General features: G+C 73.8%; 14 protein-coding genes. 10 read left to right on the top strand and 4 right to left on the bottom strand.

The features are described 5' to 3' along the window. Positions 1-3: 3 nt before the first annotated feature. From ABWI07_RS26445 to ABWI07_RS26420, 6 genes are all read left to right on the top strand, one after another. Positions 4-1,032, top strand: a complete 1,029-nt coding sequence (locus ABWI07_RS26445) for an alpha/beta hydrolase (RefSeq protein WP_353820123.1) — start codon at positions 4-6, stop codon at positions 1,030-1,032. A gap of 114 nt (positions 1,033-1,146) precedes the next feature. Next, entirely contained in the window at positions 1,147-2,277 is a 1,131-nt protein-coding gene (locus ABWI07_RS26440; RefSeq protein ID WP_149262416.1) for a PucR family transcriptional regulator, read from the top strand. 138 nt (positions 2,278-2,415) lie between these two features. Then, positions 2,416-3,345, top strand: coding sequence for an ACP S-malonyltransferase (locus tag ABWI07_RS26435; protein ID WP_149262188.1), 930 nt, complete (start codon positions 2,416-2,418; stop codon positions 3,343-3,345). Then, the gene (locus ABWI07_RS26430; RefSeq protein ID WP_149262187.1) at positions 3,342-4,307 is read left to right on the top strand and encodes a beta-ketoacyl-ACP synthase III; all 966 of its coding nucleotides are present in this window, start codon (positions 3,342-3,344) and stop codon (positions 4,305-4,307) included. The genes ABWI07_RS26435 and ABWI07_RS26430 overlap by 4 nt, the downstream gene beginning before the upstream one ends. A gap of 56 nt (positions 4,308-4,363) precedes the next feature. After that, the gene (locus ABWI07_RS26425) at positions 4,364-4,615 is read left to right on the top strand and encodes an acyl carrier protein (protein WP_141583250.1); all 252 of its coding nucleotides are present in this window, start codon (positions 4,364-4,366) and stop codon (positions 4,613-4,615) included. A gap of 79 nt (positions 4,616-4,694) precedes the next feature. Continuing rightward, the gene (locus ABWI07_RS26420) at positions 4,695-6,002 is read left to right on the top strand and encodes a beta-ketoacyl-[acyl-carrier-protein] synthase family protein (protein ID WP_149262186.1); all 1,308 of its coding nucleotides are present in this window, start codon (positions 4,695-4,697) and stop codon (positions 6,000-6,002) included. A 90-nt stretch (positions 6,003-6,092) separates the two neighbouring features. Here ABWI07_RS26420 and ABWI07_RS26415 read toward each other — a convergent pair whose 3' ends face one another. The 4 genes from ABWI07_RS26415 to ABWI07_RS26400 form a co-directional block, all read right to left on the bottom strand. Continuing rightward, positions 6,093-7,250 (bottom strand): SpoIIE family protein phosphatase, encoded by a 1,158-nt coding sequence (locus ABWI07_RS26415; RefSeq protein ID WP_353820122.1) that lies wholly within the window; start codon positions 7,248-7,250, stop codon positions 6,093-6,095. Further along, positions 7,234-8,061 (bottom strand): alpha/beta fold hydrolase, encoded by an 828-nt coding sequence (locus ABWI07_RS26410; RefSeq protein ID WP_149262184.1) that lies wholly within the window; start codon positions 8,059-8,061, stop codon positions 7,234-7,236. Before ABWI07_RS26410 ends, ABWI07_RS26415 begins: the two co-directional genes overlap by 17 nt. Positions 8,062-8,218: 157 nt before the next feature. After that, positions 8,219-8,713, bottom strand: a complete 495-nt coding sequence (locus ABWI07_RS26405; RefSeq protein WP_149262183.1) for a DUF3145 domain-containing protein — start codon at positions 8,711-8,713, stop codon at positions 8,219-8,221. Between the two features lie 368 nt (positions 8,714-9,081). Continuing rightward, positions 9,082-9,366: a hypothetical protein gene (locus tag ABWI07_RS26400; protein ID WP_353820121.1), complete on the bottom strand. Its 285-nt coding sequence runs from the start codon at positions 9,364-9,366 to the stop codon at positions 9,082-9,084. A 644-nt stretch (positions 9,367-10,010) separates the two neighbouring features. On the opposite strand from ABWI07_RS26400, the gene ABWI07_RS26395 reads away from it, so the two are divergent. The 4 genes from ABWI07_RS26395 to ABWI07_RS26380 are packed head-to-tail and all read left to right on the top strand — an operon-like array spanning position 10,011 to position 14,730. After that, positions 10,011-11,201, top strand: a complete 1,191-nt coding sequence (locus ABWI07_RS26395) for a S8 family peptidase (RefSeq protein ID WP_353820120.1) — start codon at positions 10,011-10,013, stop codon at positions 11,199-11,201. 33 nt (positions 11,202-11,234) lie between these two features. After that, positions 11,235-11,774, top strand: a complete 540-nt coding sequence (locus ABWI07_RS26390; RefSeq protein ID WP_149262180.1) for an RNA polymerase sigma factor — start codon at positions 11,235-11,237, stop codon at positions 11,772-11,774. Beyond that, positions 11,771-12,217 (top strand): hypothetical protein, encoded by a 447-nt coding sequence (locus tag ABWI07_RS26385; RefSeq protein ID WP_160161065.1) that lies wholly within the window; start codon positions 11,771-11,773, stop codon positions 12,215-12,217. The genes ABWI07_RS26390 and ABWI07_RS26385 overlap by 4 nt, the downstream gene beginning before the upstream one ends. After that, on the top strand, positions 12,214-14,730 hold the full coding sequence (locus tag ABWI07_RS26380) for a CHAT domain-containing protein (protein ID WP_235037130.1): 2,517 nt from the start codon (positions 12,214-12,216) through the stop codon (positions 14,728-14,730). Before ABWI07_RS26385 ends, ABWI07_RS26380 begins: the two co-directional genes overlap by 4 nt. Positions 14,731-14,738: the final 8 nt, after the last annotated feature.

Below are 14,738 nucleotides of genomic sequence, written 5' to 3'. Positions count from 1 at the left end.
ACGATGCCGCCGCACCTCACGACGACGACCTCGCCGCGCCCCGGGCGACGGCACGCCCGCCGGCTCCGGCGGGCCACGGCCGCCGCCGCCTCCATCGGAGTGGTGATGCTGACCACCGCGGGGACGGGCCACGCCGACCCCTACGCGGCCCCCGTCGCGGTCCCCAAGATGGCCCCCTCGACGCTGGACGTCCGGTACGCGGCCGAGCGCGGCTCCATCGAGAAGGCCCTCAAGACGGCGGAGAAGGTCGGCGACGCCCCGCGGCAGAAGGCGCTCGGAGGGTTCCTCCAGCCCGGACGCCACTTCCTGTACTTCGACCCGCGCGGCCGGGGCCGGGCCATCGAGGTGATCGGCGACCTCACCCGGGCGCAGCGCGTCGCGGTGCTCGTCCCGGGCGCCGACACCACGCTGTCCTCGTTCGACAAGCGGGGCGGCAAGCCGTGGTCGACGCCGGGCGGGGGCGCCCGCGCCGTCTACGCGCAGGCCCGCGCCGCATCGCCGGAACCCGGGCTGGCGGTCGTCGCCTGGCTCGGCTACGCGGCCCCCAAGACGTTCAGCGGCGACGTCCTCACCAGCGACCGGGCCACCGAAGGCGCCGTCCAGCTCCGCAAGTTCATGAAGGGCGTCCACCAGGTCAACCCCCGCGCGAGCGTGGGCCTCCTCTGCCACAGCTACGGATCCGTGGTCTGCGGACGGGCCGCGTTGGACGGCTCCAACAACACCGCCTGGAAGCAGGTCACCGACATCGCCCTCTACGGCAGCCCGGGAACGACCGCCTGGTCGGCGTCCAAGTTCGGCGGGACGGCCCGCGTCTGGGCCGGGCGGGGCGCGACCGACTGGATGGAGGACGTCCCGCACGTGCGGATCTTCGGGCTGGGGCTCGGCCCCGACCCGGTCTCCCGCGGCTTCGGCGCGCGGGTCTTCGACGCCGGGGGCGGCGGCCACAGCGACTACCTCGCACCCGGCTCCGCGTCCCTGCGCAACCTCACCGGCATCGCGCTCGGGCACGCCTCCGAGGTGACCCGCGGCTGACCCGTTTGCTCACTTCCGGCCAGGACACCGCGGGTGTGGTGGCACCCTGGGGTGGTGAACACCGCGAACGACGCCGAGATCCGCGAGCAGACCACCCAGCGCCTGGAGAAGGCGATGGGGACCTTCGGCACCGCGGCGCTGAGCAGCATGGAGGAGCAGCTCCCCTGGTTCCGCCGCATGCCCGCCGACCAGCGCTCCTGGATCGGGCTCGTCGCGCAGGCCGGCATCGCCGCGTTCGTGGAGTGGTTCAAGAGCAACGAGCGGAGCCGCCCGGCCATCGCCGGTGAGGTGTTCGGCACCGCGCCGCGCGAGCTGCTGCGCTCCATCAAGCTCCAGCACACCATCGACATGATCCGCGTCATCATCGACGTGGTGGAGACCCGGCTCGCCGAGCTGGCCGCGCCCGGTGGCGAGGCCCAGCTGCGCGAGGCCATCCTGCGCTACACCCGCGACGTGGCGTTCGGCGCCGCCCAGGTCTACGCCCGCGCCGCCGAGACCCGCGCCGCCTGGGACGCCCGCCTGGAGGCCCTCGTCGTCAACGCGGTGCTGCGCGACGAGGTCGACGACGGCATGCACTCCTGGGCCGCCGCGCTCGGCTGGACCTCCAAGCCCGTCACCGTCATCGCGGGCTTCACCCCGGAGGACGAGGAGCCCGAGGTCACCATCGACCAGATGCAGCTCGCCGCGCGCCGCGCCCGCGCCGACGTGCTCGCCGGCGTCCAGGGGCACCGGGTCGTCGTGATCGTCGGCGGCGACACCGACCCCATGGAGGCCGCCCGCCCGATCGCCGCCAAGTGCGGGCCGGGCCCGGTCGTCGTCGGCCCGCAGGTCGCCGACCTCTACGAGTCCACGAGCTCCGCCCGCGCCGCCGTCGCGGGCCTGCGCGCCGCCGCCGGATGGCCGGACGCGCCCCGCCCCGTCCTCGCCTCGGAGCTCCTGCCCGAGCGCGCCCTCGACGGCGACGACGAGGCGCGCCGCTACCTGGTGGAGAGCGTCTACAACCCGATGCTCGCCGCCGGCGCCCCGCTCCTCGACACGCTCACCACCTACCTCGAGCAGGGCTCCTCCCTGGAGGCCACCGCCCGGCTCCTGTTCGTCCACCCCAACACCGTCCGCTACCGGCTGCGGCGGGTCAGCGAGCTGACCGGCCTCGCCCCCACCGACGGCCGCAACGCCTTCACGCTCCGCATCGCCCTCGTCCTCGGCCGCTTCCACTCCCGCGCCTCCAGGGGCCAGGGGCAGTGACCGGCGTCGCACCGGCGCGTTGGCCGGTGCTTACAGGCGCTCACCAGGGTTCCTTGTAGGGGTCGTACAAAGCGCCAAGACCAAACTTCGTCGTGATCGGCATCGTGGGCGCGACCACATGACGGCAGGCTGGACGCTGTGATACTCCTCGCATCGCCCGGCCAGGGCGCCCAGACCCCCGGCTTCCTGCAGCCATGGCTAGAGATACCCGGAGTCGCCGACCGGCTCGCGTGGTGGTCGGCGGTCACGGGTCTCGACCTGGTCCGCTACGGGACGGTCGCGGACGCCGAGGAGATCCGTGACACCGCGGTCGCGCAGCCGCTGCTCGTCGCCGCCGCGATCGCCGCCTGCGAGGTGCTCTACGAGGACGCCCCGGCCGGCAAGCCGGGGCCGGACGCCGTCGCCGGGCACAGCGTCGGCGAGCTGGCCGCCGCCGCGATCGCCGGGGTGCTGACCCCCGAGGCCGCGCTGGTCCTGGTCCGGGAGCGGGGCCGGGCGATGGCCGAGGCCGCCGCGGTCACCGAGACCGGCATGACGGCCGTGCTCGGCGGCGATGCCGACGAGGTCCTCGCCGCGATCGACAAGCACGGGCTCACCCCCGCCAACGTCAACGGCGCCGGCCAGGTCGTCGCCGCCGGGACCACCGAGCGGCTCGCGCGGTTCGCCGAGGAGCCGCCCGCCAAGGCGCGGCTGCGGTCGCTGTCGGTCGCGGGCGCGTTCCACACCGAGCACATGGAGCCCGCCGTCGGCGTCCTGCGCCGGCTGGCGCCCGGCGTCCCCGTCGAGGACCCGCGGGCGAAGCTGCTCCAGAACCGCGACGGCGCCGTGGTCGACGACGGCCGCGAGTTCGTCGCCCGGCTCGTCGAGCAGGTCAGCGCCCCCGTCCGCTGGGACTCGTGCATGGCGACCATGCGCGAGCTCGGCGTCACCGGGATCATCGAGCTGCCGCCCGCCGGGACGCTCACCGGGCTCGCCCGGCGCGAGCTGAAGGGCGTCGAGCTGGTCGCCCTCAAGACCCCCGCCGACCTGGACAAGGCCCGCGAGCTGATCAAGGCGGACGCGTCATGACCGCCCTCACCATCCCCGAGGCGGCGCCCGGCGCCCGCGTCCTGGCGTTCGGCGACTACCGCCCCGCCCGCATCGTCACCAACGACGAGCTCGCCGAGACCGTCGACACCAACGACGAGTGGATCCGCAGCCGCGTCGGCATCTCCGAGCGGCGCATCGCCGGAGACGACGAGGGCATCGTCGAACTCGGCGTGCACGCCGCGGGCAAGGCGCTCGCGGGCAGCGGCCTCGCCCCCTCCGACATCGACCTCGTGATCCTCGCGACCTGCTCGGCGGAGACGCCGATGCCGGGCCACGCCGCGCAGGTCGCGCACCGCCTCGGCATCGAGGCGCCCGGCGCCTTCGACCTCAACGCCGCGTGCGCCGGCTTCTGCTACGCGCTCGGCACCGCCAGCGCCGCCGTCCGGGCCGGCAGCGCCCGCAACGTGCTGGTGATCGGCGCGGAGAAGATGTCCCAGTGGGTGGACTGGACCGACCGCTCCACCTGCATCATCTTCGCCGACGGGGCGGGCGCGGCGGTCGTCGCGCCGAGCGAGACCCCCGGCATCGGCCCGGTCGTGTGGGGCAGCGCCGGCGACAAGTACGACAAGATCATCATTGACGACCGCAACTCGTTCATCCGGCAGGAGGGGCAGGCGGTGTTCCGCTGGGCCACCAGCGCCATCGCGCCGATCGCCCTCCAGGCGTGCGAGCGGGCCGGGGTGAAGCCCGAGGAGCTCGCGGCGGTCGTCCCGCACCAGGCCAACCTGCGGATCATCGAGGCGATCGCCCGCAAGGTGAAGGCCTCCAACGCCGTCGTGGCCGACGACATCGTGCAGTCCGGCAACACCTCGGGCGCCTCGATCCCGCTGGCCCTGTCCCGAATGATCGAACGCGGCGACGTGCCGTCCGGCGCCCCGGCCCTGCTGGTCGGGTTCGGCGCCGGACTGTCCTACGCTGCCCAAGTCATCCAGATCCCGTAGGCCGTCACGCCTGAACGCAGGCTCTGGACCAACCCACCGAAGGAGAACGCAGAACCATGGCAGTCGCCACCGAACAGCAGATCCTGGACGGCCTCGCCGAGATCATCGACGAGATCGTCGGCATCGACAAGTCCGAGGTCACCCCGGAGAAGAACTTCATCGACGACCTCGACATCGACTCGCTGTCGATGGTCGAGATCGCGGTGGCCGCCCAGGACAAGTTCGGCGTCGAGATCCCCGACGACGAACTGCGCAACCTGAAGACGGTCAAGGACGTCATCAACTTCGTCCAGAACCTGCAGAGCTGAGCCGCGGGAGGGCGCGCCGCCACCCGGGAGGCGGCGCGCCCTGCCCTCCTCCCCTCACAGTCCGCAAGGAGCACCCAATATGAGCAAGAGCCAGACCAGGGTCGTCGTGACCGGTCTCGGTGCAACGACCCCACTCGGCGGCGACCTGCCGTCGACCTGGTCCGCCCTGCTCGCCGGCGAGTCCGGTATCCGCAAGCTGGACTGGGAGGGCGTCGAGGACCTGCCGGTCCGGTTCGCCGCGACGCTGAAGGTCGACCCGTCCGAGGTGATGCCGAAGCAGAACCTGCGCCGGCTCGACCGCAACCAGGCGATCGCGCTGATCGCCGCGCGCGAGGCCTGGACGAGCGCCGGGTTCGCCGCGCCGACGGGCGGCAAGCCGCAGAAGGGCATGGAGCGCCCCGGCGTCGAGGGCGGCTTCACCGTGGACGGCGAGCGCCTCGGCGTGGTGCTGTCCAGCGGCATCGGCGGCCTGCACACCGCCCTGAACAGCTATGACGTCTTCCGGGAGAAGGGCTGGTCGCGGGTCTCGCCCTTCACCGTCCCGATGCTGATGCCGAACGGCGCCTCCGGGCACGTCGGCATCGAGTTCGGCGCGATGGCCGGCTCGCACGCCCTGGTCAGCGCCTGCGCGTCCAGCGGCGAGGCCGTCGGGTACGCCATCGACATGATCCGCGCGGGCCGCGCCGACGTGGTGATCTGCGGCGGCACCGAGTCGTGCATACACCCCCTGCAGATGGCCTCGTTCGGGGCGATGCGCGCGATGTCGACCCGCAACGAGGAGCCGGAGCGCGCGTCCCGGCCCTACGACAAGAACCGCGACGGGTTCGTGCTCGGCGAGGGCGCCGCCGTGATGATCCTGGAGTCGGAGGAGCACGCCCGCGCCCGCGGCGCGACCGTCCACGGCTTCGCGGCCGGCTGCGGCTACTCCGGCGACGCCTACGACATCGTGCTGCCCGACCCGTCCGGCTCGGGGCAGGCGAAGGCGATGCAGCGGGCCCTCAAGGACGCGGGCCTGGAGCCGACCGACCTCGTCCACATCAACGCGCACGCCACCTCCACCCCCGCGGGCGACGTCGCGGAGCTCGCCTCCATCAAGGCGGGGCTCGGCGAGGAGGCCGCCCGCCAGGTGGTCATCACCGCGACCAAGTCGATGACCGGGCACCTGCTCGGCGGCGCCGGCGCGCTCGAGTCGATCTTCACCGTGCTCGCGCTCAAGGAGGGGCTCGTCCCCTTCGTGGCGAACCTGGAGGACATCGACGACGAGGTCGACCTCGACATCGCCCGCGACGAGCCCCGCAAGCTCCCGGACGGACCGGCCGCGGCGCTCAACAACTCGTTCGGATTCGGCGGCCACAACGTGTCGGTCGCCTTCCAGCGCGCTCTCTGATCCGTCTCGTCGAGCGGCCCGGCCGGGGGTTCCCGCCGGGCCGTTCGCGTGCGCCCGTCCGGCCGCGCTCGTTCGGCCGCGCTCGTTCGTTCAGGGGACCTTGAGGGTGACGAGCGCGATGTCGTCGCGCGGCACGCCGTCCTGGAAGTCCAGGACGCGGTCGGCGATGCGGGCGGTGATGCCGTCGGCGTCGAGGGCCCGCACCTCGGACAGCAGGTCGGCGAGCCGTTCCTCGCCGAACAGCTCCCGGCCCCGGCGGGCCTCGCTGACGCCGTCGGTGAAGAAGAGGACGCTGTCGCCGGACCGCAGCTCCACGGCCTCGTCGGCGAGCGCCACGTCCTCGAACACGCCGAGCAGGTCGCCGGTCCGGCCGATGGACCGCACCTCGCCCGCGGCGGTGCCGAGAAGCGGCGCCGGATGCCCGCCGAGCGAGACGGTCAGGAGCGGCCCGCCGCCCGGACCGCGCTCGATGCCGGCGTAGACGGCGGTGCAGAACCGCTCCGCGCCGGGGCGCAGCAGGGACGAGTTCAGCCTGCGGAGGACGCCGGCGGGCGAGTCGGCCTCCGCGGCGACCGCCCGCACCGTGTGCCGCGCCAGGCTCGTCACCACCGCGGCCTCGACCCCCTTGCCGCACACGTCCCCCAGCACCAGCCCCCACCGGCCGGGAGAGACCTCGAACACGTCGTAGAAGTCTCCTCCCACCTCGTCGCCGGCCCCCGCCGGGCGGTAGGCGTCGCCCACCTCCAGGCAGGGCACGGGCGGCAGCGCGGGTGGGATGAAGCTGCGCTGCAGGGTCTCAGCGAGCTGCCGGACGCGCGCCTCCGACTCCCGCGCACGGCCGCGGGCGTGAAGCAGCTCCCGCTCGTACTCCCGGCGGTCGGTGGCCTGGAAGACGCTCACCAGGACGGCGGCGGGCCCGCCCGGCTCCTCCGGGTGCAGCGTCGAGTTGACCAGGACGGGCAGCCGCTCGCCGTCCGCGCACCTCAGGTCGACGGCGATCTCGCGGACCTCGCCCTGCATGGTCAGCAGCGGCGTGAAGTGCGTCTCGTAGTAGATGCGGTCGCCGATGGGGAGCAGCTCCTGGAAGCGCGTGCCGCCGAGCAGGTCTTCGGCGCGGTGGCCCGTCCAGTCGAGGAACGTCCGGTTGACCCTGGTGATCGTGCCGTCCGGGCGCAGCGACAGGTAGCCGCAGGGCGCGTGCTCGTAGAGGGTGCGCAGGCGGGCGAGTTCGTCATCCGTGCCGGCCATCGCGGCCACCCGGAACCTTCGCCAGGAAATCCCTGATCGCCTCGATCGTCTCCTCGGGCGCGCTCAGGTTGGGGCAGTGCCCGGTCGCCTTCATCCTCACCAGCTCGCTCCCGGGGATGGCGCGGTGCACGTACTCCCCCACCGCCTCCGGGGCGATGATGTCGTCCGAGCATTGCAGCAGCAGTGCCGGGACGCTCAGTTCGGCCAGGTCGGCCCGGTTGTCGGACAGGAAGGTCACCCGCGCGAACTGCCGCATGATCTCGGGGTCGGTGCGGCAGAAGGAGTTGGTCAGCTCCCGGCCCAGCTCGGGCCGTTCCGGATTCCCCATGATCAGCGGCGCCATCCGGCTGGACCAGCCGAGATAGTTGCTCTCCAGCGACTCGAGGAGCTCGGTGATGTCGGCGCCGGTGAACCCGCCGACGTAGTCCCCCTCGTCGACGTAGCGGGGCGAGGGGCCGACCAGCACGAGGCCGGCGAAGCGGTCCGGCTCCCGGTTGGCCGCCAGCACCCCGATCATCGCGCTGACGGAGTGCCCGACGAAGACCACGTCGCGGAGGTCCAGTTCGTGGACGATGTCCAGGACGTCCTCGGCGTAGGCGTCCAGGGTGTCGTACCGGTCCGGCGAGTAGGCCGCCAGATCCGAGTCCCCCATCCCGACGTGGTCGAAGAGGACGACCCGATGGTCGGCCTCGAAGGCGGGCGCGGTGAGCCGCCACATCGTCTGGTCGCAGCCGAACCCGTGCGCGAAGAGGAGGGGCTGCTCTGACCGTCGGCCCAGGTCGTGGACGTTGTTGCGGGTCAATGCGGTCATTGCCCCAGCCTGCCCCGGACCTCCCGTCTCCACACCTCCCGGGCCGCCCGGTCGCGGGCCTGGGCGCCTCCCGATCGGGCGGAGCGTACGAGTTGCGGGACGGGTACGCTTCGCGCGGACGGCGCCCGGCCGGCCGTTCGGACGGCGGCCGGGCGGCTCAGACGGCGGCGTGCAGCCAGCGGACGGGGGCGCCGTCGCCGGCCCTGCGGAAGGGCTCCAGCTCGTTGTCCCACGGCGTGCCGAGCAGCCGGTCGAGCTCCTGCTCCAGGGCGGTCTTGCCGACGGCGGCGTTCGCCATCACCGCGCGGAGCCGGTCCTCGGGGATCATGATGTCGCCGTTGGCGCCGATGACCCCCGTGAACACCCCGAGGGACGGGGTGAAGCTGAAGCGGACGCCGTCGGTGCCGGGCGTCGGATCCTCGGTGGCCTCGAACCGCACCAGTTTCCAGTTGCGCAGCGCGGAGGTGATGCCCGCGGCGGTGCCGGGCCTGCCCTCCCAATGAAGCTCGGCGCGCAGGGTTCCGGGCGCGGCCGGCTGATCTGCCCACTCAAGGGAAACGGGCACCCCAAGAACACCTGCGGCGGCCCACTCGATGTGCGGGCTCAGCGCAGGTGGCGCGGAGTGGACGTAAAAAACGCCACGTGCGGTCACCGGACCTCCTGGATCTGTACCGAGGCTCGTCTTCCCCTACGGCCTCGTACGTCCCAAGTCGGCGTCCGCGTCCCTCATTGTGCATCATCGGCCCGAGTCGCACCACCGGGAGTTCGCAGTTTGTTGAACGCTTGAACACACGATGCACATCGTTCACCCGGCACTTCCGGCAAGATCCACTATTGCGGACGGGCCGGCGGCGTGCCCGCGCCCGGAGGTGACTCCCGTCACGGAGCCGCCGTCGGCCACGTTCCGGTTGCGCTTCCGCACGGAGGGGCATCATTCCGGCGGCCCTGACCACCGCTGGTCGCCAGGGTCGCCTTCGGGTCAGCCTGCGCGCGAGGAGGGCCCTCGGCGCCCCGCGACTCTCAGCGAGGCGGCGCGGGGTCGGCGTTCCGCTGCTTCAGGTAGCGGACGACGAGGAACGCCAGGCCCACCGCCGCGGCGACGACGCCGACGCCCACCAGCGTCCCGACCAAGCCGCCCCAGGCCTTCACCGCGCCGTAGAACGTCATGAAAGCGGCACCGAGCACCAGCGTGATCCCGATGGCGAGACCGGCACGCGCCAACTGCTCGTCGAACGGCATCACCGCCAGACCGACGAGCAGCAGCGCGATCGGGATGGCGACCGGTTTGGGCACACCGACGGCCATCTGCAGCAGGGCGACCAACCCGACCGCGGAAAGGAGTACGAGTATGACGATTTTACGGAGCGACGGGGGGATGCGCACCTCGGTGACCTTTCTTTGGCGTTCATAGAGAGCGCTTTCAAGTGAAGACCATGATCGAAGAAATATCAACAGCGACCGGAGCGCGGGCGGATGGCGGCATGGACAATTCGCCAGGCAACCTGGCGTTTCTTACCGCGATGGCAACAATCGGACAGCCCATCGACCACTTCCCGGCCGAGCGGCTCCTCCGTCCTCGGAGGTGGTCGCAGCCCCGCCTTGGCGGGACGATCAGGCAGGTCAGGCGAATGGGGACCGCAGGCTGCCGCCGGCCGGATGGCGAATTCGCCAACGGCGGCATTGGTTGGACGCGAGAGAACTCCCGCCGGTTTACCGGACTCCTGAATTTTCACCGGGAATCGTCTTCCCTGCGGCCTCATACGCCCCAAGTCGGCATCCACGTCCCGCTTTGCGTGTCATCGACCTGAATCGCGCGACCGAGTTCCCAATCCACTGAACGCTCAGCCCCATGTCGCCACATTCGGCCACCTTCGGCCCTTTACTGGACACGAGGAGTCACCAGGCGGGCACGATGGGCAAGAGGGACCGGTTCGGGGAAGCGAGGGGCGATGTTCGATCAGCAGGCGCGGCTGGACCGGGTGCTGGCGCGGCATCCGGACGCGGTCGTGGTGGAACCGATGCCGGGGCGGCCGGCGCTGGTCCGCCGGGACGAGATCCTGGTCGCCGGGCGGGACGCCGGCGCGGCCGAGGCGCTGGTGCGGCGCTGGTTCGACTCGCGCCACGACGAGGGCGGCGTCGCGCGGCTGCGGCTGCGCGCCCCCGCGAAGGTGGACGTGTGCGAGCTGGCGTCCGTGCTCGGCGGCGCCGACCGGCGGCACCGCAGGCTGAGCGTGTCGCCGAACCACCTCGTCCTCGGCCAGCCGATGTGGTGGAGCGGCCCCGCGGACCTGCCCCGGCCCGCCGCTCCCCTGCCCGCGCCGAGGCGCGTCCCCGTCCGGCGGGACGTGACGGTCGCGATCCTGGACACCGGCCTGGCGCCGCACCCCTGGTACGAGGACGAGGAGTGGTTCCGCGAGCAGCGGGACGAGGTGGCGGAGGTCCTGGACGCCGATCTCGACTTCAGGCTGGACGCGCAGGCCGGGCACGGGACGTTCATCGCGGGCGTCGTCCTGTCGCAGGCGCCGTCCGCCGTGCTGCGGGCCCGCCGCGTCATCGGCGGCGACGGGGTCGGCGACGAGCTGGAAGTGATCCGGGCGCTGGAGTGGCTCGCCGCCTGGGGCCGCGCCGACGTCGTCAACATCTCGCTCGGCTGCCACACCTACGACGACCGGCCCTCACCGGTGCTGTCCCAGGCGATCGCCGCGCTCGGCCGCCGCACGGTCGTCGCGGCGTGCGCGGGGAACGCGGCGACGGACCGCCCGTTCTGGCCCGCCGCGATGAAGCCGGTCATCGGGGTCGGCGCCCTGGACGGCGACGACCGGGCCTGGTTCTCCAACCACGGCTGGTGGGTGGACGCGTGCGCGCAGGGCGTCGGCCTGGCCAGCGCCTTCGTCCGGTTCGACGGCCCCCGCGCCGCGGTGAACGGGTCCGATCCCGACCGGTTCGAGGGCTTCGCGACATGGAGCGGGACGTCCTTCGCGACGCCGGTCGTGGCGGGCCGGATCGCCGCCGTCGCGGCGGAGGAGGGCATCGGCGCGCCCGAGGCGGCCGACCGCGTCCTGGATCCCGCGCGGCACCCGGTTCTTCCGGGTCTCGGCACCGAAGTCCACACTGCGTCATCGGTCGATGCCTTAGGGTGAAAGCGGAGCAGGGGGCCTCGGTAGGAGACTTCGGTGGCCCATAGGGACGATGCCCATAGGGACGACACGGACGAGCTGGTGGTCCGGGCACGCGACGGCGACGGGGACGCGTGGGCCCGGCTGGTCGAGCGGCACAGCGGGCTGCTGTGGTCGATCGCCCGCTCGTACGGTTTGAACGACGCGGACGCGGGCGACGCCGTGCAGACGACATGGCTGCGGCTGGTGGAGCGCATCGGGGAGCTGCGCGAGCCGGCCGCCGCGGCGTGCTGGCTGGCCACGACCGCGCGGAACGAGAGCCTGCGGCTGGCGCGTCGGCGCGGTCGCCCGCTTCCGCCGGTGCCCGCGCCGCGCGCGGCGGAACCCGAGCCCGACCGGGTGGTCGCGGCGCGCGAGCGGCTCGGCCTGGTCGGCGCGGCGCTGGAGCGGCTGCCGCTGCGCTGCCGGACGCTGCTGCGGCTGTTCGCGCTCGCGCCGAGCCACGCCGAGCTGGCCGCCGCCCTCGGCATCCCCGTCGGCAGCGTCGGCCCCACGCGGGCGCGCTGCCTGGAGTCGCTGCGGAGGCTCGTCCCGTGAACGACGAAGAGCTGATGGCGGGGATCCGCGAGACGTTCGAGGTCCTCGACCCCGTGCCGCCGGCCGTCCTCGCCGCGGCCCGCGCGTCGATCGCGTGGCGGGCGCCGTCCGCGCGGCTGGCGGAGCTGGCGCAGGACCAGGATGGGCAGCCGGCCGGGGTGCGCGGCGGCCGGACCCGGACCCTGACGTTCACCTGCCCCGCCGCGACGGTCGAGATCGAGGTGTCCCCGGACGGCCGGTACCGGGAGGTCCACGGGCGGCTGGACCCGGCCGCCCCGGCGCTCGTCGAGGTCCGCCACCGCGACCTGCCGCCGGGCGGGGCCACGGCGCGCACGGACCCGGCCGGCATGTTCTGGCTGCCGCGCGTCCCGTCCGGGCTGGTGAGCCTGATCCTGCGGCTGGACGACGGGACGTCGATCGTCACGAGCTGGATCCGGCTGTGACCGGGCGCGACGAGCGCGCCCTGCTGCGGATGGCGGCCGAGGCCCCCGCGACCGCCTTCACCCGCGCGCTCGCGCTGCTGGAGGACGGCGGCGGGATCCTGCCGCTGCGCGTGGCCGGCCTGGCCGCCAAGGAACTGGGGCGGCTGGACGAGGGGGTCGCGTTCCTCCAACGCGCCCTGGAACTGGCGTCCGGGTCTGATCCGTATGCGGCGGCGCAGGTGCGGATGAACCTCGTCGGGCTGCTCACGGCGCGCGGTGAGGTCACCGAGGCGCTCGCCCACGCTCGCCGGGCGGCGTCCGTCCTGCACGGTCCCGACGCCGACCGCCTGGCCGCGAACACGGCGGGCGCTCTCGCGCGGGCCGGACGTCTGGAGGAGGCACACGAGGTCGCCGTGCAGGCCCTGCCCCGGTTGCGTGAAGGGCACGACCCCGCCGCGCTCAACGGCCTGCTCACCAACCTCGGCCTGGCACGGGCGTTCCGCGGCGACTACGACGGCGCGGAGGAGGCTCTGGCCGAAGCCGTGGCCGTAGGGGAAGCCGCCGGGTTACGCCATCAGACGGCCATGGCGAAGGGGAACCTGGCGTTCACGGTGTCGCGGCGTGGGGACGTCCCGCGCGCGCTTCGCCTCTTCGCAGAGGCCGAACCGGGCCTGACCGGTGAGCGCCTCGCGCAATGCCGGTTCGACCAGGCGGAGACCCTCATCATGGCCGGTCTGCCAGGGGAGGCGCGTCCCGTCCTCACCGCCGCCTTGGAGGCCGCCACAACGAACGGCTACGGATGTGACATCGCGGACGGCTACCTGCTCCTCGCCCACGCCGAACTGGCCGACGGGAACCCCGAACAGGCCACCGTGGCGGCCGAGCGGGCCCGCACGACGTTCGCCCAGCAGAACCGCACCGGGTGGGCGCTCCTGGCCGAGCACGTGCTGCTCAAGGTCCGGTGGGCGTCCGGGGAACGCTCGCCCGTCCTGCTCCGCTCCGCCACGGCGGCGGCAGAACGGCTGGAGGGCGCCGGCTGGGCGGACGCCGCCGACGAGGCCCGCATCATCGCCGCGCGCGTGGCGCTGTCCCTGGGCCGCCCGGCAGGCCATCTCCTGGCCTCCGTCCGGCGGACGTGCGGCCCGGCCTCGGCCCGGATCGCCGCCTGGCACGCGATAGCCCTCGAACGCTCCTCCCGGGACGCCCGCAGGGGCGCGCTCGCGGCGGTGCGCGCCGGGCTGGAGGTCACCGAGGAGCACGCGGAGGTCCTGGACGCGCTCGACCTGCGCGCCCGTGCGGCGGGCCTGGCCGCGGAGCTGGCGGAGCTCGGCCTCCGCCTGTCCGGGTCGGCTCGGGAGCTGCTCGCCGTGGAGGAGCGGCGGCGGGCCATCGCGCGGCCCGTCCGCGTCCGCCCGCCCAAAGACCCCGAGCGCGCCGCGGCGCTGACGGCGCTGCGCGCCCTCAGCGTCGACCGCACCGCCGACACGGCCCGCGGCGGAGCCCCGTCCGCCCCGCCTGCGGACCTGGCCGAGCTGGAGGACAGGATCCGCGAACGGACGCGCCGCCGTCCGTCCGGCGCGTCCCCGGGGCGCCCGGCCACGGCAGGCGCGGTGGCGGCCGCGCTCGGCGACCGCGCCCTCGTCGAGCTGATCGCGATCGGCGGCGAGCTGCACGCCGTCACCGTCGCGGGCGGCCGCCTCCGCCGGCACCGCCTCGGCGCGCAGGAGGAGGCGCTGCGCGAGACCGTCCTGCTCCGCTTCGCCGCCCGCCGCCTCGCCGAGGACGGCCGCCGGCCGGAGCCGTCCGCCCTCACGGGTGCGGCGGAACGCCTCGACCGTCTCCTGCTCGATCCGCTTCACGCCGTCCTGGGCGACCGCGAACTGGTGATCGCTCCGACGGGCGCGCTGCACGGGCTGCCCTGGGCGGCCCTCCCGTCCCTGGCCGGACGCCCGGTCACGATCGTGCCGTCCGCACGTGCCTGGCTCCATGCCTGCACGCGCGCTCCCTCCGACGGGCATGCCGTCCTCGTGGCGGGCCCCGACCTCCTGCACGCCGACCGTGAGATCGCCGCCCTCCGTCGCCTCCACCCCGACGCCGTGGTGCTGGACGGCCCCGACGCCCGCGCCGAACCCGTCCGCGACGCTCTGGAAGGGGCCGCCCTCGCCCACATCGCCGCCCACGGCGAGTTCCACCAGGGCAACGCCCTGTTCTCGCGCCTGCGCCTGGCCGACGGCCCGCTCATGGTCCACGACCTGGACGAGCTGACCGATCCGCCGCACCTGATTGTCCTGTCCGCGTGCGACATCGGCCGCGCCGACGAGGGCGACGCCGTCCTCGGCATGGCCGGCGCCCTCCTCGCACTCGGCACCGCCACCGTCATCGCCAGCGTCCTGCCCGTCCGCGACGACGCGACCCCCGCCTTCATGACCGCCTTCCACTCGGCCCTGGCTGACGGCCTGGCCCCCTCCCGGGCGCTGGCCGCCATCCCGCGGACCCCGGCCACCGCCGGTTTCCTGGCCATGGGCGCCGGCTGAGACGGGCC

The organism is Actinomadura sp. NPDC000600 (genome assembly GCF_040492135.1).
Classification (GTDB): Bacteria; Actinomycetota; Actinomycetes; order Streptosporangiales; family Streptosporangiaceae; genus Spirillospora.
This window is presented reverse-complemented; position numbering and strand designations above follow the sequence as displayed.